Annotated in this window: 16 protein-coding genes and 1 other RNA gene; 2 read left to right on the top strand and 15 right to left on the bottom strand. The window is 60.6% G+C overall.

Features of this window, described 5'->3' with window-relative positions:
• From V7747_RS08520 to rsmI, 15 genes are all read right to left on the bottom strand, one after another.
• Positions 1-864, bottom strand: a complete 864-nt coding sequence (locus tag V7747_RS08520; protein ID WP_442909209.1) for a cell division protein FtsQ/DivIB — start codon at positions 862-864, stop codon at positions 1-3.
• Between the two features lie 10 nt (positions 865-874).
• Complete coding sequence (locus tag V7747_RS08515) at positions 875-1792, bottom strand: D-alanine--D-alanine ligase (protein WP_335615615.1); 918 nt, start codon at positions 1790-1792, stop codon at positions 875-877.
• A complete protein-coding gene (murC, locus tag V7747_RS08510) occupies positions 1792-3198 on the bottom strand; it encodes a UDP-N-acetylmuramate--L-alanine ligase (RefSeq protein WP_335615812.1) in 1407 nt (468 codons plus the stop codon). The genes V7747_RS08515 and murC overlap by 1 nt, the downstream gene beginning before the upstream one ends.
• 34 nt (positions 3199-3232) lie before the next feature.
• Positions 3233-4306, bottom strand: coding sequence for an undecaprenyldiphospho-muramoylpentapeptide beta-N-acetylglucosaminyltransferase (gene murG, locus V7747_RS08505; RefSeq protein WP_335615614.1), 1074 nt, complete (start codon positions 4304-4306; stop codon positions 3233-3235).
• Positions 4299-5474 (bottom strand): putative lipid II flippase FtsW, encoded by a 1176-nt coding sequence (gene ftsW, locus V7747_RS08500; protein ID WP_092285538.1) that lies wholly within the window; start codon positions 5472-5474, stop codon positions 4299-4301. The genes murG and ftsW overlap by 8 nt, the downstream gene beginning before the upstream one ends.
• Positions 5471-6820, bottom strand: coding sequence for a UDP-N-acetylmuramoyl-L-alanine--D-glutamate ligase (gene murD / locus V7747_RS08495; protein WP_335615613.1), 1350 nt, complete (start codon positions 6818-6820; stop codon positions 5471-5473). The genes ftsW and murD overlap by 4 nt, the downstream gene beginning before the upstream one ends.
• 10 nt (positions 6821-6830) lie before the next feature.
• Complete coding sequence (gene mraY, locus V7747_RS08490) at positions 6831-7913, bottom strand: phospho-N-acetylmuramoyl-pentapeptide-transferase (protein ID WP_335615612.1); 1083 nt, start codon at positions 7911-7913, stop codon at positions 6831-6833.
• Position 7914: 1 nt separating this feature from the next.
• Positions 7915-9303 (bottom strand): UDP-N-acetylmuramoyl-tripeptide--D-alanyl-D-alanine ligase, encoded by a 1389-nt coding sequence (locus tag V7747_RS08485; protein WP_335615611.1) that lies wholly within the window; start codon positions 9301-9303, stop codon positions 7915-7917.
• Positions 9296-10747, bottom strand: coding sequence for a UDP-N-acetylmuramoyl-L-alanyl-D-glutamate--2,6-diaminopimelate ligase (locus V7747_RS08480; RefSeq protein WP_335615610.1), 1452 nt, complete (start codon positions 10745-10747; stop codon positions 9296-9298). The genes V7747_RS08485 and V7747_RS08480 overlap by 8 nt, the downstream gene beginning before the upstream one ends.
• Positions 10744-12489, bottom strand: coding sequence for a peptidoglycan D,D-transpeptidase FtsI family protein (locus tag V7747_RS08475; protein WP_335615609.1), 1746 nt, complete (start codon positions 12487-12489; stop codon positions 10744-10746). Before V7747_RS08475 ends, V7747_RS08480 begins: the two co-directional genes overlap by 4 nt.
• On the bottom strand, positions 12486-12794 hold the full coding sequence (gene ftsL, locus V7747_RS08470; RefSeq protein WP_335615608.1) for a cell division protein FtsL: 309 nt from the start codon (positions 12792-12794) through the stop codon (positions 12486-12488). The genes V7747_RS08475 and ftsL overlap by 4 nt, the downstream gene beginning before the upstream one ends.
• Positions 12794-13732, bottom strand: coding sequence for a 16S rRNA (cytosine(1402)-N(4))-methyltransferase RsmH (rsmH, locus tag V7747_RS08465; RefSeq protein WP_335615607.1), 939 nt, complete (start codon positions 13730-13732; stop codon positions 12794-12796). Before rsmH ends, ftsL begins: the two co-directional genes overlap by 1 nt.
• Positions 13729-14184, bottom strand: coding sequence for a division/cell wall cluster transcriptional repressor MraZ (gene mraZ / locus V7747_RS08460; RefSeq protein ID WP_092285555.1), 456 nt, complete (start codon positions 14182-14184; stop codon positions 13729-13731). Before mraZ ends, rsmH begins: the two co-directional genes overlap by 4 nt.
• Before the next feature lie 301 nt (positions 14185-14485).
• Positions 14486-14844: RNase P RNA component class A (gene rnpB, locus V7747_RS08455), an RNA gene on the bottom strand.
• 64 nt (positions 14845-14908) lie between these two features.
• A complete protein-coding gene (gene rsmI / locus V7747_RS08450; RefSeq protein ID WP_335615606.1) occupies positions 14909-15763 on the bottom strand; it encodes a 16S rRNA (cytidine(1402)-2'-O)-methyltransferase in 855 nt (284 codons plus the stop codon).
• Positions 15764-15919: 156 nt separating this feature from the next.
• Between rsmI and V7747_RS08445 the strand changes: the two genes are divergently transcribed.
• Together V7747_RS08445 and V7747_RS08440 are read left to right on the top strand one after the other, a co-directional pair.
• Positions 15920-17740, top strand: coding sequence for a penicillin-binding protein activator (locus V7747_RS08445; RefSeq protein ID WP_335615605.1), 1821 nt, complete (start codon positions 15920-15922; stop codon positions 17738-17740).
• The gene (locus V7747_RS08440) at positions 17740-18114 is read left to right on the top strand and encodes a YraN family protein (protein ID WP_335615604.1); all 375 of its coding nucleotides are present in this window, start codon (positions 17740-17742) and stop codon (positions 18112-18114) included. The genes V7747_RS08445 and V7747_RS08440 overlap by 1 nt, the downstream gene beginning before the upstream one ends.
• The last annotated feature ends 9 nt before the right edge of the window (positions 18115-18123 follow it).

The raw sequence follows: 18123 nt of genomic DNA, 5'->3' as shown, positions 1-18123 counted from the left end.
TTACTCCCCCGATTCGACCGGTTCAACTGGCTCGCGCCAGGCCACGGCCATGCCATTGCTGTAGCGCAGATCTACCCGCGCGATCAGTTCCCGACGATCCTGCAGCAGCATCTGCTCGACCGTCATGAACCGCTGCATCTTGTCCACCAGATTGTCACGTCCGAGCAGCACTTCGATGCCGTCCTCGGTGGTTAAAAACCAGCTGCCGCGATCACGCAGTTCCAACTTGCTGACCACCATGCCCTGCGGGCGCAGCAGGCTGCTGAACTGCTGGTAATGGCGCATTACGCGGCGCTTGGCCCGCTCCGGCCCGTTAAGCTGAGGCAGCTGCGCGAAGCGGCTGATATCCTCTGGCGCAAACGCCTTGCCTTCGTTGTTCAGTAGAGCCTGATCACCCCAGCGGGCGATCGGCAGCTGTTCATCCAGATCAATTACCAGCTTGTCCGGCCAAACCCGACGCACCGACGCGTCCGCTACCCAAGGCATCGCCAGCAAATCAGCGTGCAGACCGTCCAGATCGATACCCAAAAAGCGCTCATGCAGATAGGGCTGAATCACCTGCTGTACTGCTTCGCGATCGATGTACTGCAGCTCCCCTTCTACCGTTATCAAGGCTACCGGGCGGTCCGCGAGGGGCATCAGGCGGCTACCCAATTCGTACAGGCCCATGCCCAGAGCCACCAGCAGCAGAGGCCACATCAGGCTTTGCAGCCGTCTGCCAAAACCATCAAATGATGGACGACTGAATCGGCTACGTGCACTGACGCGAGGAGCAGGCGGCGTCACCCGCACAGCGCCGCGGCTCGACGCTTTGCGTCGTGCCGCCGGCGTGCTGCGAGAGTCGCGAATCATCTGCCCCAACATAGGTGCTTACTCAGCAACGGGCGCCAGCGAGAATCGCCAGCACCAGATCAGTGAATGACATCCCCGTGGCTTTCGCCGCCATGGGTACCAGACTGTGGTCGGTCATACCTGGCACGGTATTGACCTCCAGCAGGTAGAAACGCCCAGCTTCGTCCTGCATCACATCAACCCGTCCCCAGCCGCGGCAGCCAACCGCATTGAAGGCGCGCAGACTCAGTTCGGCCAACTCGGCCTCTTTCTCTGGCGACAACTCGCACGGACAGAGGTACTGGGTATCGTTGGCCAGATACTTGGCGTCGTAGTCATAGAAATTGTGCGGGGTACGCAGCCGAATGGCCGGCAACGCCTTGCCGTCCAGAATGGACACGGTGAATTCCGCGCCCTGAACCCACTGCTCCACCAGGGCCTGATCGTCGTAGGCCTGTGCCCCCTGCCAAGCGTCCTGCAGTTCGGCCAGACTGTTCGCCTTGGCCATACCGATGGAAGAACCTTCGTGTACCGGCTTGATGATCAGCGGTGTTCCCAGTTTTTCAACAATGGCAGCACAGTCCTGAATGGCCCCGAGCATGGCGTAAGCGGGCGTGGACAGGCCCAGGCTCTGCCAGATCTGCTTGGTGACCAGCTTGTCCATGCCAACCGCAGAAGCCATGACGCCACTGCCGGTGTAGGGAATACGCAGCGACTCCAGCAACCCTTGCAGACTGCCGTCCTCACCACCACGGCCGTGCAGGGCTATGAACACGCGATCAGGCCGCTCAGCGACCAGTTGCTCGGCCAGACGTTCATCGGCATCAATGCCGTAGGCATTCACGCCAGCGCCCAGTAGCGCTTCCAGCACGGCTGCACCGGACTTCAACGAGACAGCACGTTCGGCAGAGGTGCCGCCGAACAACACGGCTACTCGCCCAAAAGCAGCTACATCGACCATCAGGCTTTACCTCCACTGTTGCGGGCAGCCAGAGCGTCAGCCAGTTGCTGCGCCAGGCCGCCGATATCACCCGCACCCTGCGTCAGCAAGATGTCGCCCGGTTGCAATACGGCTTCGAGCAGCGGCATGACGTCGGCGTCGCGTTCTACATAAATAGGATCGATCTGGCCACGCTGACGAATGCTGCGGCACAGATGTTTGCTGTCGGCGCCCGCCACCACCTCTTCACCGGCGGGATAGACTTCCATCAGCAAAAGAGCATTGGTTTCACCCAGCACCTGCACAAAATCCTCATACAGGTCGCGGGTTCGGCTGTAACGGTGCGGCTGATACAGCATCACCAGGCGGCGCTCTGGCCAGCCAGCGCGAACTGCCTTGATGACCGCGGCCACTTCACGCGGATGGTGGCCATAATCGTCGACCAGCATGATCTGACCATCGGCCCAGCTGTAATCGCCGTAGACCTGAAAGCGGCGACCAACACCCTGGAACCCGGTCAACCCCTTGACGATGGCCTGATCGGATACACCTTCATCGGTTGCCACGGCTATGGTGGCCAGCGAGTTGAGCACGTTATGCACGCCAGGCATGTTGACCGACACCTTCAGCGGCTCGCGCCCGTCGCGCAGCACCGTGAAATGGGTCTGCATGCCGGTCTGGTGGATGTCCACCGCGCGGATGTCTGCGTCGTCGGATTGGCCATAGGTAATCACCTGGCGGTTCACCTGCGGCAGAATTTCACGCACTACCGGATCGTCGATGCAGAGTACCGCTACACCGTAAAATGGCAGGTTGTGCAAAAACTCGACGAAGGTCCTCTTGAGGCGGTTGAAGTCCCCTTCATAGGTCGCCATGTGGTCAGCGTCGATGTTAGTCACGATCGCCACCATCGGTTGCAGGTGCAGGAAGGAGGCATCGCTCTCGTCGGCTTCGGCCACCAGATAACGGCTCTCACCCAACTGCGCGTTGGTGCCGGCGGCGGTCAGGCGGCCGCCGATCACAAAGGTCGGGCTCTTGCCGTCGGCAGCCAGTACCGAGGCGATCAGGCTGGTGGTAGTGGTCTTGCCATGGGTGCCGGCGACCGCGATACCGTGGCGATAGCGCATCAACTCAGCCAGCATTTCTGCACGCGGCACCACCGGGATACGCTGCTCAATGGCTGCAGCGACCTCAGGATTCTGCGGATTGATCGCACTAGAGACCACCAGCACATCGGCCGACTGCAAGTTCTCGGCACGATGTCCAATGTCCACGCGCGCGCCAAAGTCCTCCAGCCGCTGCGTTACCGCCGAGCGCTTGAGATCGGAACCGGAAACTTCATAACCGAGATTCAACAGCACCTCGGCGATACCGCACATGCCCACACCACCGATGCCAACAAAGTGAATACGGCGAATGCGGCGCATTTCTGGCAGCGTAAAAGTCGCTTGAGCGCGGGTTTTACTGGTCACGGGCAACCTCCAGACAGGCTCTCACCACATCGGCGGTGGCGTTGGGGGTTGCTTGTTCGCGGGCACGTTGGGCCATCTCTCGCAGTAACTCCGGTTGATTCATATAGGTGGTCAGTTTTTCAGCCAGTAATGCGCCGCTGAGCTCGGCCTGGGGCATTAACTCCGCACCGCCCCGCTCGGCCAGATAACGCGCATTGGCGCTCTGGTGGTCGTCAATCGCGTGCGGCAAAGGCACCAGAAACGAGGGGCGGCCAGCTGCTGCCAGCTCGCAAACCGTCAGGGCACCTGCGCGGCAGATCACCAGATCGGCCCATTCATAGGCGCCCGCCATATCGGCGATGAACGCCTCAACATCCGCCCGCACGCCAGCGGCCTGGTAGGCGTCGCGGGCAACCAGCAAGTGCTGTTTGCCACACTGATGTACCACCTGCGGTCGCTGCGCCTGCGGCAGGCGGCTAAGTGCATCAGGCAGCAGGGTATTCAGCGGCATGGCGCCCAGGCTCCCGCCCAGTACCAGCAGACGCAGCGGACGATCTCCATTCCACTCCAGCGCCGGTACTTGAAAAATCTCGTCGCGCACCGGATTACCGGTACTGCGGCGGCGCGCATCGGCCACGAAGCTGCCGGCAAAGCCTTCGCAGCAGCGCTTGGCAATCCGCGAAAGCAAACGGTTTGCGGTGCCGACCACGGCATTCTGCTCGTGTATGACCACTGGGGTACGACGCATCCAGGCTGCCAGCCCGCCCGGACCTGTAACATAGCCGCCCGCGCCCAGTACGCAGACAGGCTTCAGCTCGGCAAGCAGCTTTAGCGATTGCATAAGCGCGCGCGCAATACGGAAAGGTGCCTTGAGCAAATCCAGCTTGCCCTTGCCGCGCAGACCCTGAATATCGATGTAGTGGATCGGGAAACCGGCCTGCGGTACCAGGTCAACCTCAATACCTCGGCGAGTCCCCAACCAGTGCACCTCGTAGCCTTGGTCGCGCAGCATGCGTGCACAGGCCAGCGCCGGAAACACGTGCCCGCCGGTGCCACCGGCCATGACCAAAAATGTCTTAGCCATTGGACGCCTCCCGCAGCGCCTGCCGGCGCTCCCAATCAATGCGCAGCAACAGCCCCAGCGACACGCAGCACACCACCAGCGAACTGCCGCCATAACTGAGGAACGGCAAGGTCAGACCCTTGGTCGGCAGCAGCCCGATATTCACGCCAACGTTGATCAGCACCTGACCACACCACATGATGGCCAGGCCATAGGCCAGGTAAGCCGAAAACATCAACCCTGCGCGCTCCGCCCAAAGGCCGATGTACAGCGCGCGGATCGCAACGAAAATCAGCAGCGCGAACGCGGCCAGCGCGCCAATCATCCCGAGCTCCTCGGCCAACACGGAGAACACAAAGTCGGTATGCGCCTCGGGCAGATAAAACTGCTTCTGAATGCTGTTGCCCAGCCCCACGCCCAGCCATTCACCCCGGCCAAACGCAATAAGAGCCTGGGTCAACTGATAACCGGTACCGTAGGGGTCGTCCCAAGGGTTGAGAAAGCCGGTCAGGCGCTGCAGACGGTAGGGCTCGAAGGCGACCAGCAAACCGGCCAAGCCACCCAGCGAGCCGAACAGCAGAAGGAAGCGGAACAGACCAACACCGCCCAGGAACAACATGCCAGTGGCCGCGCCCATCAGCACCACGGTAGCGCCAAAGTCAGGCTCGATAATCAGCAACCAGGCCATGGGGCCCAACACCATGAATGGCTTGATAAACCCAAACCATTGCTCTTTAACTTCGTCCTGGCGGTGCACCAGATAGCCCGACAGGAAAACCACGGCAAACAATTTGGCCAGTTCTGACGGCTGCACGTTGATCGGGCCGACCGCAATCCAGCGCCAGCTACCATTCACTTCGCGGCCAATGCCAGGAATCAACACCGCTAGCAGCAAGGCAAAACCCAGGAACAACAGCGGGAAGCGGAATTGTTCCCAAACACGCACCGGGACTGCCAGGGTGACCGCCATCGCCAGCAGGCCAATCAGCAGATAAACGATCTGCCGATTCATGTAATACAGCGGGTCACCCAGGCGCCCTGCGGCGACTTCCATCGAGGCGGAGGTAACCATCACCAGCCCCAGCGCGAGCAGGCAAAGCGAGCCCACCAGCAAAGGCAAATCCATGTCGAAGCGGCGTTCGCCCAACAACGGCGCGCTGGCATCACGGGCGGTGGCGAGCCAGTTCATACGCTCAACCTCCCGACGGCGGCGACAAACAACTGGCCGCGCTGCTCAAAATTCTTGAACATGTCGAGGCTGGCGCAAGCGGGCGACAACAGCACAGCGTCGCCAGCCTGAGCCTTTTCGGCGGCCAGAGATACCGCTGCATCCAGCGTATCAACGCGGCTCACATCGAGGCCCGCAGGCAATACTGCAGCCAGTTTATCCGCGTCACGCCCCAGCAAAACCACGGCCCGGCAGTACTGGGCACAGGGCGCACTCAGCGGCTTGAAGTCAGCCCCTTTGCCGTCACCGCCAGCGATGAGCACGAGTTTCCCTGCAAGATCGCTACCCAGACCGGTGATCGCAGCCAGAGCGGCGCCCACGTTGGTCGCTTTGGAGTCGTCAAAATAGGTAACGCCAGCGTGCTCGCCCACCCACTGGCAGCGGTGCGCCAGACCGGTGAAGCGGCGCAGGGTATCCAGCATCGGCTGCATCGGCAGGCCCGCAGCGTGGCCCAAAGCCAGCGCAGCCAGAGCATTGGCGTGATTGTGCGCGCCGCGCATTTTCAGCTCACTAACCGGCATCAGGGCGCTGAACTCAAACGCCAGCCAGCTTTCACCCTCCTGCTCGATCAGGCCGAAGCCTTTGAAGTCAGGGCGCGACAGTCCGAAGGTCAGGCATGGCAGCTGGTCGGCTACCAGCGGGCGAGACAGCGCGTCATCACGGTTGACCACAATCTGCTCTGCGCCGCGAAAAATACGGTGTTTGGCCAAGTGATAAGCCGCCAGACCGCTGTAGCGGTCCATATGATCCTCACTGACGTTGAGTACGGTCGCGACCCGTGCGTTGAGGCGGTCGGTGGTTTCCAGTTGAAAGCTCGACAGCTCCAGCACGTAGAGCGCTGCGTTCTGGTCGAGCAGGTCCAGCGCCGGCGTACCCAAATTGCCACCAACGGCAACCGCCACCCCAGCCGCTGCGGCCATCTCGCCCACCAGTGTGGTGACCGTGCTCTTGGCGTTCGAGCCAGTGATAGCAACAATCGGCGCCTTGGCCTCGCGGGCAAAGAGCTCAATGTCACCGACGATGGACACCCCTGCCTTGGCTGCCGCCTGCAGTGCTGGCGTGGCCAGCGCCACACCCGGGCTTACCACCAACTCACCAGCAGAGCACAGCAAGGTCTCGTCAAGTTCGCCCAGATAAAGGTCCGCCATGGGCGCAAAGCGCTTGAGCTTATCCAGGCCCGGCGGGTTCTCACGGGTATCAACCACGGCAAACGGCAGGCCGCGGCCCGCCAGATAACGGGCGACCGAGAGCCCGCTGCTGCCGAGCCCGACGATAATCCGTTGTTTGTCCGTGGTAATCAGTGACACCCAAATATCCTCAACGCAGTTTCAGAGTGGCCAGACCGATCAGCACCAGTACCACGGTGATGATCCAGAACCGTACGATGACGCGCGGCTCAGGCCAGCCTTTAAGTTCAAAATGGTGATGAATCGGTGCCATGCGAAACACTCGGCGACCAGTCAGCTTGAATGACGCCACCTGCACGATGACTGACAGGGTCTCCACCACGAAAATACCGCCCATGATGAACAGCACGATTTCCTGTCGCACAATCACTGCAATGACGCCCAGGGCTGCGCCCAGCGCCAGCGCCCCCACATCGCCCATGAAGACCTGGGCGGGGTAGGTGTTGAACCAGAGGAAGCCAAGACCCGCGCCCAGCAGTGCACCGCAGAAAATGATCAGCTCGCCGGCGCCAGGCACATAGGGAATCAACAGGTATTCAGCAAACTTGGCGTTACCCGAGAGGTAGGCAAAGATACCCAGCGCACCGCCGACCATCACCGTCGGCATGATCGCCAGACCGTCGAGGCCGTCAGTGAGGTTGACCGCATTGCTGGAGCCGACAATCACGAAGTAGGTCAACACCACGAACAAAGCGCCCAGCTGAAATTCGACCTGCTTGAAGAAGGGTACGATCAGCGTGGTTTCAACCGGCGTCTGCGCGTGCATGTAAAGTATTACCGCTGCGACCAGACCGAACACCGACTGCCAGAAGTACTTCCAGCGTGACGGCAGGCCACGTGAATTCTTCTCGACCACCTTGCGGTAATCATCCACCCAGCCCACAGCGCCGAAGCTGAAGGTCACGCCCAGCACGACCCAGACGTACAGATTGCTCAGATCTGCCCACAGCAGCGTACTGATGCCGATGGCGACCAGGATCAGCGCGCCGCCCATGGTTGGTGTACCAGCCTTGGACAGATGCGACTGCGGGCCGTCGTTACGCACCGACTGACCTATCTGGCGGAAGCTGAGGGTACGAATCATCCAGGGGCCCAGAAACAAGGCTAGGGCCAGCGCCGTTAGCACACCCAGAATCCCGCGCAGGGTGAGGTACTGGAATACCGAGAAACCGGAGTAGTACTGCTGGAGAAATTCGGCAAGTAAAAGCAACATGTCAGTTGACCCTGTTTTCGTTATTTTGCGTGTCAACCGCAGCCGTTAGGCCGGCAACAACCTCTTCCATACCCGCGCTGCGCGAGCCCTTCACCAGCACCTGGGTGCTGATGTCCAGACGCCCCTTGAGCGCCTCGAGCAAATCCTGCTTGCTGGCAAATAACTGCCCACGTTCACCAAAGGCCTGTACCGCCAGGGATGACAGTGTGCCCACCGCATAAAGTGCATCCAGCCCCTGCTCTGCTGCGTACTCACCCACTTCGCGGTGGCTCGACTCTGCCCACTCGCCCAACTCGCCCATATCACCCAGCACCAGGATGCGCGTACCCTGAAGCCCGGCCAGCAAGTCGATCGCCGCTTTCACCGAAGCCGGGTTGGCGTTGTAACTGTCATCAATGATCTGCGCCCCAGCGATGCCCGCGACGCTATTGCCGCGACCTGCTACCGGTGGCAATACGCTCAGACCGGCGCTGATGCAGTCGAGCGACACACCCGCAGCCAGCGCTGCGCCGGCTGCAGCCAGGGCATTGGCGATGTTGTGCTGACCGCGCAGTTGCAGCTGAACCGACACCGCGCCCGCGGGCGTCTGCAGTTCAAATGCGGGGCAACCCTTTGCATCCATCTGAATGTTGTCGGCGCGCAGTTGCGCGGTAGGGTTTGTCAGGCTGAAAGAACAGGCTGTGCGCTTGCTGCCGAGCAACTGATACCACTGCTCGAACCAGGGGCTATCCAGATTCAACACCGCCTGACCGCCATCGGGCAGCTCGCTGACGATCTCGCCCTTGGCCTTGGCGATGCTCTCGGGGCTACCAAAACGGCCCACGTGCGCCATTTCGGCGTTGGTCAGCACGCTGATCTGCGGCTTGGCGAGACTCATGGTGTAGGCAATGTCACCTACTGCTGCCGCACCCATTTCGATTACCGCGAACTGGTGCTTTGCCTGAAGGCGCAGCAGCGTAAGCGGCACGCCAAGCTCGTTATTCAGATTGCCCTCGGTGGCCAGCACCAGACCAGCGCGACGCAGAATCGAGGCCAGCATTTCCTTGACGCTGGTCTTGCCACTGGAACCGGTGATCGCAATGACCTGCCCTGTATAGCTTTTGCGAACCAGCGCAGCGAGCTGGCCCAGCGCCAACTGGCAATCGTGTACCAGCAGTTGCGGCAGCTCATCGTCCACCAGGTATTCCACCATGGCGGCGGCGGCACCGTTCTCACGTGCCTGTGCAACAAAGTCGTGACCGTTGACCCGCGAGCCGGCCAGTGCAACGAACAAGCCGCCCGGCTGTACACCACGGGCATCAATGCTGACGCTGTCAAAATGGGTATCGACGCTGTTCATGGTGGCAGCCAGCGGTTTCAGCAGTTGGGACAGGCGGATAGCTTCAAGCATGCATCGCCTCCCATTGCTTCAGCGCCTGTTGCGCGTGTTCTATATCGCTGAAGGGATGGCGCACGCCTTCAATCTCCTGATAGGTTTCATGCCCTTTGCCGGCGAGCAGAATCACGTCGCCGACGCTCGCTGCGGCGATCGTCTCGGCGATGGCGGCAGCACGGTTGGGTATGACGGTGGCAGCGCCGCTGCGTTCCATCCCCAGGCAAATTTGCTCGATAATCTGTTGCGCTGGTTCGCTGCGCGGGTTGTCGCTGGTGACCACCACGGCGTCGGCGTGCTGTTCGGCGACTTTCGCCATCAACGGACGCTTACCCTTGTCGCGGTCGCCGCCGCAGCCGAAAACGCACACAACACGGCCACTGGCGTGCTCGTGCAGGGCAGACAGCGCTTTGTCCAGCGCATCCGGGGTGTGGGCATAGTCAATCACGACCAAGGGCACTGCGCCGCCGCCCAGGCGCTGCATGCGTCCGGCCGGAGGCTGTAGTTCTGCCGCCTGCTCGACGGCTTGTTCCAGCTCAACGTCCAGCGCCAGCAAACTGCCAATGACAGCGAGCAAATTGCTCAGGTTGAAGCTGCCAATCAGCGGACTCCGGAGCTCCAGGTCACGGCCTTGCGCATGCAGGCGGGCGCGGATGCCTTCGCTGCTGTAGCTGACGTCGCTGCAATAGAGTTCAGCTGAGCGATCAGTAAGGCTGTAACCGATTACCGGGCAGGTACACTGCACCGCCAACTCGCGACCAAAGCTGTCATCCAGATTGATCACCGCCGCGCGTAACGGTTGCTGAAACAGCAACGCCTTGGCTGCGCCGTACTGCTGCATGTCACCGTGGTAATCCAGGTGATCGCGGCTCAAGTTGGTGAACACACCCACGGCGAACGCTATCGCCGCCACCCGCCCCTGATCCAGCGCGTGCGAAGACACTTCCATTGCCACGTGGCTGGCGCCTTGCGCCAGCAGACGGGCCAACTGCGCCTGCGCCACCAGCGCATCCGGCGTAGTCATGCCGTGCTCTGTCAGCTGCCCCGGCATACCACTGCCCAAGGTACCAATGACGCCGCAGGGCTTATTGAGTAAGGCCAGCGCCTGCGCGAGCATCTGGCTGACGCTGGTTTTGCCGTTAGTCCCGGTAATACCTACCACCTGCAACTGCTGGCTGGGCTGCTGATAAAACACGCCAGCCAACGCAGACAGCCGCTGTTGCAAACCGGTAATGGCAACAACCGGAACCGACAACACCGGCAATGGGTAATCCGCTGGTTCGTAGGCCACCGCCGCCGCACCCGCAGCAACAGCCTGATTGATATAGTCGCGACCGTCCTGCTGCAGCCCGGGGACCGCAATAAACAAGTCGCCGGGGCGCACTCGGCGGCTATCCAGCGTCATGCCGCGGACATCTACATCCGCCTCGGTCAGTCCAAAAAACAGGTGCGCAAGCTTCATCCGCGCTCTCCTGTTACCGGGGGCATAGGCAGCTCTACCTGTTGCATGTCGCCGAGATTGTCCGGCGCCACATTCATCAGACGCAGGGCGTTGGACATCAGCCCGCTGAACACGGGAGCTGCCACCAAGCCGCCGTAATAGCCACCTTCGCTGGGTTCATCAATCACCACAGCGATGGCAATCCGCGGATCACTGCTGGGGCCGAAGCCGGCAAACAGGGAGCGATAGGAGTCTTCCTGATAACCCTTGCTTGAGGTGCTGGCTTTACGCGCGGTGCCGCTCTTGCCGGACACGTGATAGCCGGGAACGCGAGCGCGATAGGTGCCGCTCTCGGCCTCGATCACATTCTGCAGCATGCCTTGTACGGTCTTTGCTGCCGCCTCAGGCAGCACCTGCTGGCCGACCGGACGATCGTCCACGCGCAGCAGTGACATGGGCACCTTGCGCCCATCGTTGGCGAGGATTGAATAGGCCTGAGCCAACTGAACGGCAGTAACCGAGAGACCATAACCGTATGACAGCGCGGCAGTTTCCGCCGAACGCCACTCGCGGTAGCTCGGCAGCTTGCCGACGCGCTCTCCAGGGAAACCCAAACCGGTGTACTCGCCAAGCCCGACACTCTGCATGGCGTCGTGAACGACCTGACCGCCGATATCCAGGGCAACCTTGCTCATGCCCACGTTACTCGACTTGAGCAAAATCCCGCTCAAATCCAGCACGCCGCCCGGTGCGCGGGAGACGTCGCGAATGGTATAGCGACCAATGCGCATGGTGCCCGGATAGACATTGACCTGATCAGTTGGCTTCCAGCGACCGGTCGCCAGCGCCGCAGTCATGGAGATCGGCTTCATGGTGGAACCGGGCTCGAACACATCGATAATCGCGCGATTACGCATCATGCCCGGCTGCAGGTTGGAGCGGTTGTTCGGGTTGTAGCTGGGATGGTTGACCATAGCCAGCACCTCACCGGTGCGCACATCGAGCATCACGATCGAGCCGGCCTTAGCCTCGAACTTCTTCATCCCCTCACGTAGCTCGCGGTGCGCCAGGTACTGCAGACGCAGGTCGATCGACAGCTTGAGGTCATTGCCGGGGCGCGCGTTACTGATGACCTGCACATCCTTGATCAGGCGACCACGGCGATCCTGCAGCACCTGACGTTTGCCCGGGACACCCTGCAGCCACTGGTCATAGGCCAGCTCAAGCCCTTCCTGGCCTTTCTCGTCAACATTGGTGAAGCCCACCAGGTGAGCAGCCACTTCACCGGCCGGATAAAAGCGGCGATATTCCTCGATGCTGTAAACGCCATGCACCTTGAGCGCCATGACAGCCTCACCGTCCAGCGGTGTCATGCGCCGACGCAGGTAGATAAACTCCTTGTCGGCATTGGCTTTCAGACGCTCCGAGAAAGTCGACAGGTCGGTCCCCAGTACACGCGCCAATTCAGGCCAGTGTGCCTGCTGATCGATCAGCTGTGATGGATTTGCCCAGATGGTGAGTACCGGTGTGCTCACGGCCAGAGGCTCGCCATTGCGGTCGGTAATCTGCCCGCGGTGCGCCGGAATTGGCACATGCCGCACACTGCGCTTGTCACCCTGACTCTTGAGGAAACCCTCATCCAGCACGTGCAGCTCGGCAATCCGCCAGGCCACAGCGACGCAGCACAAGCCGAGCAGCGCGATCACCAGGCGAAAACGCCAGGGATATAGGCTACCGTTGGGCTTGAAACCGAATTTCTTCATGGCTGCACCAAGATCACATCGGCCGGCTCAGGCACGTGCATGCCCAACTGCTCGGTCGCGATACGCTCGATCCGGCTATAAGCAGTCCAGGTGCTTTGCTCCAGCACCAGGCGCCCCCATTCGGCCTGCGCTTTTTCGCGCACTTCAATCTGCCCAGCCAGCTCGTTCAGCAGCAGACGGCTCCAATGCGCGCTATAGGAAACCGCCAGCGCGCTGACCACCACCAGCACGCCAGCCAGCAACAGCCATCCGCTGCCGGCAGGCAGGTGGCGTTGTGGCTTGACGGACTGCTCAGTGGCGCTCATTAACGCTTCTCTGCAATGCGCAGCACGGCGCTGCGCGAACGTGGATTGGCTGACACCTCAGCGGCCGAAGGCTTGATCGCCTTGCCTACCAAGTTGACCGAAACAGGAATATCGATATCGCGGATGGGGAGGTCACGCGGCAAAGGTGCACCTTTGGCTTCACGACGCATGAACTGCTTGACCAGACGATCTTCCAGCGAGTGAAAGCTGATCACCACCAGCCGACCGCCGGGCGCCAAAACCTCCAGCGCAGCGCGCAAACCGTCAGCCAGATCATCCAGCTCACGGTTAATGAAAATTCGAATACCCTGGAAAGCACGCGTCGCCGGGTGCTTGCCCTTCTCCCAGGCCGGATTGGCTTCTTTGATAACCGCCGCCAGATCGGCGGTCCGGGTAAAGGGAGTCTGTGCGCGGCGGGTTACCACGGCGCGCGCCATGCGCTTGGAAAAACGCTCTTCACCGTACTCTTTGAGCACGGTGGCGATATCCGCCTCGGCGGCGCTATTAATCCAGTCCGCGGCGCTTTGCCCCAAACCGGGATTCATGCGCATATCCAGCGGGCCATCATTCAGGAAGCTGAAGCCGCGTTCCGGGTCATCCAACTGCGGCGAAGACACGCCAAGATCCAGCAATACGCCGTCAACCTTGCCGTGCAAACCCTTGTCCTTGAGCTCTTGCGCCATGTCGGCAAACGAGCGCTGCACAACGACAAAGCGGCCGTCTATGGCCGCCAGTTCGTTACCCGTCCGGATGGCTTCCGGATCTTTATCGAAGGCGACCAGTCGCCCCTCGGGCGCCAGCGCAGCAAGCAGCGCGCGGCTATGTCCTCCACGCCCGAACGTACCATCGACATAAAGCCCTGCAGGCTTTATGGCCAGACCTTCCAGTGCTTCGTTGAGCAACACACTAATGTGCTGGTAATTGGCTTGCGCGGTCATAGGCTCAAGGAATGCAGTTCAACCGGCAACTCGCCAGCTTCCTGCGATTCTTCCAGATAGGCACTGGTGGTGGCCGTCCAGGCCTCTTCACTCCAGAGCTCGAATTTATTGATTTGCCCAACCAGCATGACTTTCTTATCCAGCCCAGCGTGTTCGCGCAGCAGCGGTGGAATAACGAAGCGGCCGTTACTGTCCAGCTCCAGGTCGTTGGCGTTACCAATCAACAGGCGCTGCAGACGTTTAACTGCGGGATTCATGTTCGGCGCGGAGCGCAATTGCGCTTCAACCGCTTCCCATTCCTGCAAGGGGTAGATCCAGAGGCAGCGTTCCTCGAGTGCAATAGTCGCCACCAACTGACCGCCACAGGACTCCACCAAGCGGTCGCGATAGCGCGCAGGCATCGCGAGTCGCCCCTTGGCGTCCAGATTGATGGCGTTGGATCCCCGAAACACGCTCTTTACCTTCCCCTTTGGTTTTATGACGCTTGGCGCCAATATTTCCCACTTTTATCCACTTCGTACCACTTTGGCACACTATAGAAATGCGCCGATACAGCGTCAAGCGGGCATTTGAGGAAAAAAGCCTTGCAGAGCAGGGGTTTAGCAATAAAAAGGAGGGAATTACTTACAAAGCGGGAATAGGAGAAGTTACAAAGGAGAAACAAAGCAAACAGATCCCCTCACAACTTAAAGTGGATTATGAAGAGTAAGATTTTTTTGATCTAAAAGAGACGGGAGTCACAACGAGAAGAAAAATAAGAGTTGGCCTGTAAGCCGGGTTCTGTCGAGAACAGTCATTCCTCTGGGACCACCATCACTGGTGACCTCTAGCAACCTACCCGAATCCAGTGCGGGCCACACCAATGGATTCCTATTTGGTCTTGCTCCGAGTGGGGTTTACCACGCCACAGTCTGTTACCAGCTGCGCGGTGCGCTCTTACCGCACCTTTTCACCCTTACCGGCGCTTGCGCGCTTAGGCGGTTTGCTTTCTGCTGCACTTTCCGTAGGCTCACGCCTCCCAGGCGTTACCTGGCACTCTGCCCTATGGAGCCCGGACTTTCCTCCACGCCGATTCCCGAAGGAGCCAACACAGCGACTGTCCAGCCAACTCTTGGCGGCAAGGTTAGCTGCGTTCGCCAACCAGAGCAAGCAGAAAACACCGCACAGCACTCGGTCTCAGTCGCGCTGCTCGCCTCGCTGCAATGCCAACTGATAAAGCTGATTCTTGCGCTCGCCGGTGATCTGTGCAGCCAGGCGCGCCGCTTGCTTTACCGGTAGCTCTTGCAACAGCGCATCGAGAACGCGCTCAGCTTCCGCAGAAACCGCATCGACTGCCGGCGCGGATGCACCCTCCACCACCAAGACACATTCCCCGCGCTGCTGATCGCTATCACCCCGAACCCAATCTGCCAGCTCCGCCAGCGGCGCACTGCGCAGAGTTTCAAACGTCTTGGTCAACTCGCGGGCCAACACCACCCTCCGCTCGCCACCAAGGATTTCGCGCATATCATCCAGGCACTCCAAAAGGCGATGCGGCGCCTCATAGACCATCCAGGTACGCTGCTCCGCAGCGAGATCCTGCAGCCGTTGCCGACGTCCGTGCGACTTGGCAGGCAGGAAGCCCTCGAAGGCAAAACGGTCCGAAGGCAAGCCGGCTGCGCTAAGTGCAGCGATCAGCGCGCATGCACCGGGCAAGGGCGAGACTCTGACACCCGCCTCCCGCGCCTGCCGCACCAGATGATAGCCGGGGTCGGAGATCAGCGGCGTACCAGCATCAGAGATCAGTGCCAGGTCATCACCGGCCAACAGGCGTGCGACCAGCCGCTCACCCTTGTCACGCTCATTATGGTCGTGGCAGGCGGTCATCGGCGTGGCAATACCAAAATGCTGCATCAGCCGAGCACTGTGACGCGTGTCCTCCGCGGCAATCAGAGCCACTGAACGCAGCACCTCCAATGCGCGCGGCGTTATGTCCTGCAGGTTGCCGATAGGTGTGGCAACCACATAGAGCGTTCCGGTGCTGGTCGTCATAAAAACCCCGATAAGTAATCTGTGACGCATTGTACAGGAGCGTCAACCACCACTGCGATTGCCTGGAGATTGCCATGGGCCTTGGTTACAATGCTCACATTGATCATCTCAAGGGAAGCACTCTCGCTGCTACCCGCCGCGTAAGGACACCTCCGCATGCCCCGCACACTCCGCCTGTCCGCACTTAGCATTGCACTCAGCTGGCTGGTGGTTGGTTGCTCATCCCAACCGACCCAACTGGACGATTTACCGCGCACTCCCCAAGCCTCGGTAGATCAATTGCTGAAAGATGCGGATCGCGAGGAAGGTGCCGAGGCCGACCTGATGCGCCTTTACGCGGCTCAGGCCGCGATGCAGGCAGGCGATGCAGAACGCACCCAGCAGGTTCTGCAACGCGTGCCCCAAAGCAAATTACCGACCGAACAGCAGATCCGCTTCAGCGAGCTGCAGGCCCAAAGCGCTCTGGCCATGGGCGACAACGCTGGCGCGCTGCGCGCCATTCAACACCCCTCCATTCGGCAACTGGATAGCCGCCCATTGGAAGAACAACTGCGCGTGCAACAACTGCGTGCCAATATCTACGATGCGAACGAAAAGCCGATCGATGCTGCCCGCGAGCGCATGTTCATCAACAGCCTGCTACCCGTCAGCGCACAGAACAACAACCAGCAAGCAATCTGGGACAGCTTGGCACAGGCCAGCACACCAGCCCTGCAGCAGGCAGCCAATGCCGCGACAGGGGAGTTTGCCGGCTGGGTCCAGCTGGCATTGATCAACCGCCAGAACAGCAATCTGGATCTGCAGATTCAAGCATTACAGGCTTGGCGCGAGACCTACCCCAACCACCCTGCCAACAGCAAACTGCCCGAGGCGATGGAACAGCTACAGGAGCTGCAAGCCAGCCGCCCCACGCATATCGGCCTGCTATTGCCGTTCTCCGGACCACTGGCCAATGTTGCGCAAGCTTTGCGAGACGGATTTCTGGCTGCACAGTACCAGGCCCAGAGCCAGGGCATAGAACAGCCCCAGGTCACCCTGTACGACAGCACTCAGTACGTCGACGCACTGCAGGCGTTGAATCAGGCCAAGGCAGAGGGCGTGCAATGGATTATCGGCCCACTGGAAAAAGACAAGGTTGCCTATCTGGCCGGCCTGCCCGAGCTGCCACTGCCTGTGCTGTCGCTTAACTACAGCGAACAGCAGAGCAATAACGCGCTGACCTTTTACCAGTTCGGTCTGGCACCGGAAGATGAAGCCCGCTCGGCCGCCGTCCGCGCCTGGGAAGACGGGCGCCGACGCATGGCCACACTGACCACCAACGACGACTGGAGCCAGCGCGCCAATTTCGCCTTCAAGCAACAATGGGAAGCCCTAGGCGGGGAACTGCTGGGGCAGGAGATCGTCGACCAGCCAGCCACCGTCGCCAACCAGATGGGCGAACTGCTGAAGATCCGCCAGAGCGAGCGCCGCGCCAACAACATCCAGGGCATCCTAGGCGACGTGAAAGCACAACCCACTCCTCGTCAGGACCTGGATGCGCTCTTCCTCGCAGCCACACCGCTACAGGCCAGACAAATCAAACCCACACTGGCTTTCCAATATGCAGCAGACCTACCGGTCTATGCCACATCGCACTCCTATCAGGTGGACCCTAGCGGCACGCAAAACACTGATCTGGATGGCCTGCTGGTGGCAGAGACACCCTGGCTCCTGGATCAGGACGATCCGCTTTACTCGAGTGTTACCAGCAACTGGCCACAAGCAGCGGGCCCACTGGGCCGCCTCTATGCAATGGGCATAGACGCGCAGCGCATCTTCAGCCGCCTGCCGCAGATGCGCCAGTATCCGGATACGCGCATCGATGGTGCCACCGGCCTGCTCTCCCTTGGCCAAGGCGGACGCATTCAACGTGACCTGGCGTGGGGGCAGATCCAGGAAGGCCTGCTGGAACCCGCGGTGCTCGACGACCGCTTTTGATGCTGCGCTTTACGCCCAAGCAGCGTGTCGGCAATCAGGCCGAGGCCTTGGCTGAACAAATCATGCGCAAGGCCGGTCTAAGCTGTCTCGCGCGCAATTACCGGTGCAAGCAGGGCGAGCTTGATCTGGTCATGCGTGATGGGGATACAGTAGTATTTGTTGAAGTGCGTTACCGGCGCCACAACCGCTGGGGTGGCGCGGCGGAAAGTGTCAATCAGCCAAAGCAACAGCGCGTCATACTGGCAGCCCAGCACTTTCTTCTGCATCATCCGACGCTGGCCAACCGCCCCTGCCGCTTCGATGTCATTGCCGCCGAAGGCAATCCCGCGGATGCCGCTGACTACCAGTGGATCCGAGAGGCTTTCACTTGCTAGCGAGTTCCC

The sequence above is a fragment of the Halopseudomonas sp. genome, assembly GCF_036960865.1.
In the GTDB taxonomy this organism is placed as follows: domain Bacteria; phylum Pseudomonadota; class Gammaproteobacteria; order Pseudomonadales; family Pseudomonadaceae; genus Halopseudomonas.
This window is presented reverse-complemented; position numbering and strand designations above follow the sequence as displayed.

Bases quoted from the DNA above. Each gene is read 5' to 3' on its own strand.
- V7747_RS08485 (WP_335615611.1), bottom strand. From the start codon at position 9,303: ATGCTTGAAGCTATCCGCCTGTCCCAACTGCTGAAACCGCTGGCTGCC.
- V7747_RS08445 (WP_335615605.1), top strand. From the start codon at position 15,920: ATGCCCCGCACACTCCGCCTGTCCGCACTTAGCATTGCACTCAGCTGG.
- V7747_RS08520 (WP_442909209.1), bottom strand. From the start codon at position 864: ATGTTGGGGCAGATGATTCGCGACTCTCGCAGCACGCCGGCGGCACGA.
- V7747_RS08475 (WP_335615609.1), bottom strand. From the start codon at position 12,489: ATGAAGAAATTCGGTTTCAAGCCCAACGGTAGCCTATATCCCTGGCGT.
- V7747_RS08480 (WP_335615610.1), bottom strand. From the start codon at position 10,747: ATGAAGCTTGCGCACCTGTTTTTTGGACTGACCGAGGCGGATGTAGAT.
- mraY (WP_335615612.1), bottom strand. From the start codon at position 7,913: ATGTTGCTTTTACTTGCCGAATTTCTCCAGCAGTACTACTCCGGTTTC.
- murG (WP_335615614.1), bottom strand. From the start codon at position 4,306: ATGGCTAAGACATTTTTGGTCATGGCCGGTGGCACCGGCGGGCACGTG.
- ftsW (WP_092285538.1), bottom strand. From the start codon at position 5,474: ATGAACTGGCTCGCCACCGCCCGTGATGCCAGCGCGCCGTTGTTGGGC.
- V7747_RS08440 (WP_335615604.1), top strand. From the start codon at position 17,740: ATGCTGCGCTTTACGCCCAAGCAGCGTGTCGGCAATCAGGCCGAGGCC.
- V7747_RS08515 (WP_335615615.1), bottom strand. From the start codon at position 1,792: ATGGTCGATGTAGCTGCTTTTGGGCGAGTAGCCGTGTTGTTCGGCGGC.
- rsmH (WP_335615607.1), bottom strand. From the start codon at position 13,732: ATGACCGCGCAAGCCAATTACCAGCACATTAGTGTGTTGCTCAACGAA.
- murC (WP_335615812.1), bottom strand. From the start codon at position 3,198: ATGCGCCGCATTCGCCGTATTCACTTTGTTGGCATCGGTGGTGTGGGC.
- rsmI (WP_335615606.1), bottom strand. From the start codon at position 15,763: ATGACGACCAGCACCGGAACGCTCTATGTGGTTGCCACACCTATCGGC.
- ftsL (WP_335615608.1), bottom strand. From the start codon at position 12,794: ATGAGCGCCACTGAGCAGTCCGTCAAGCCACAACGCCACCTGCCTGCC.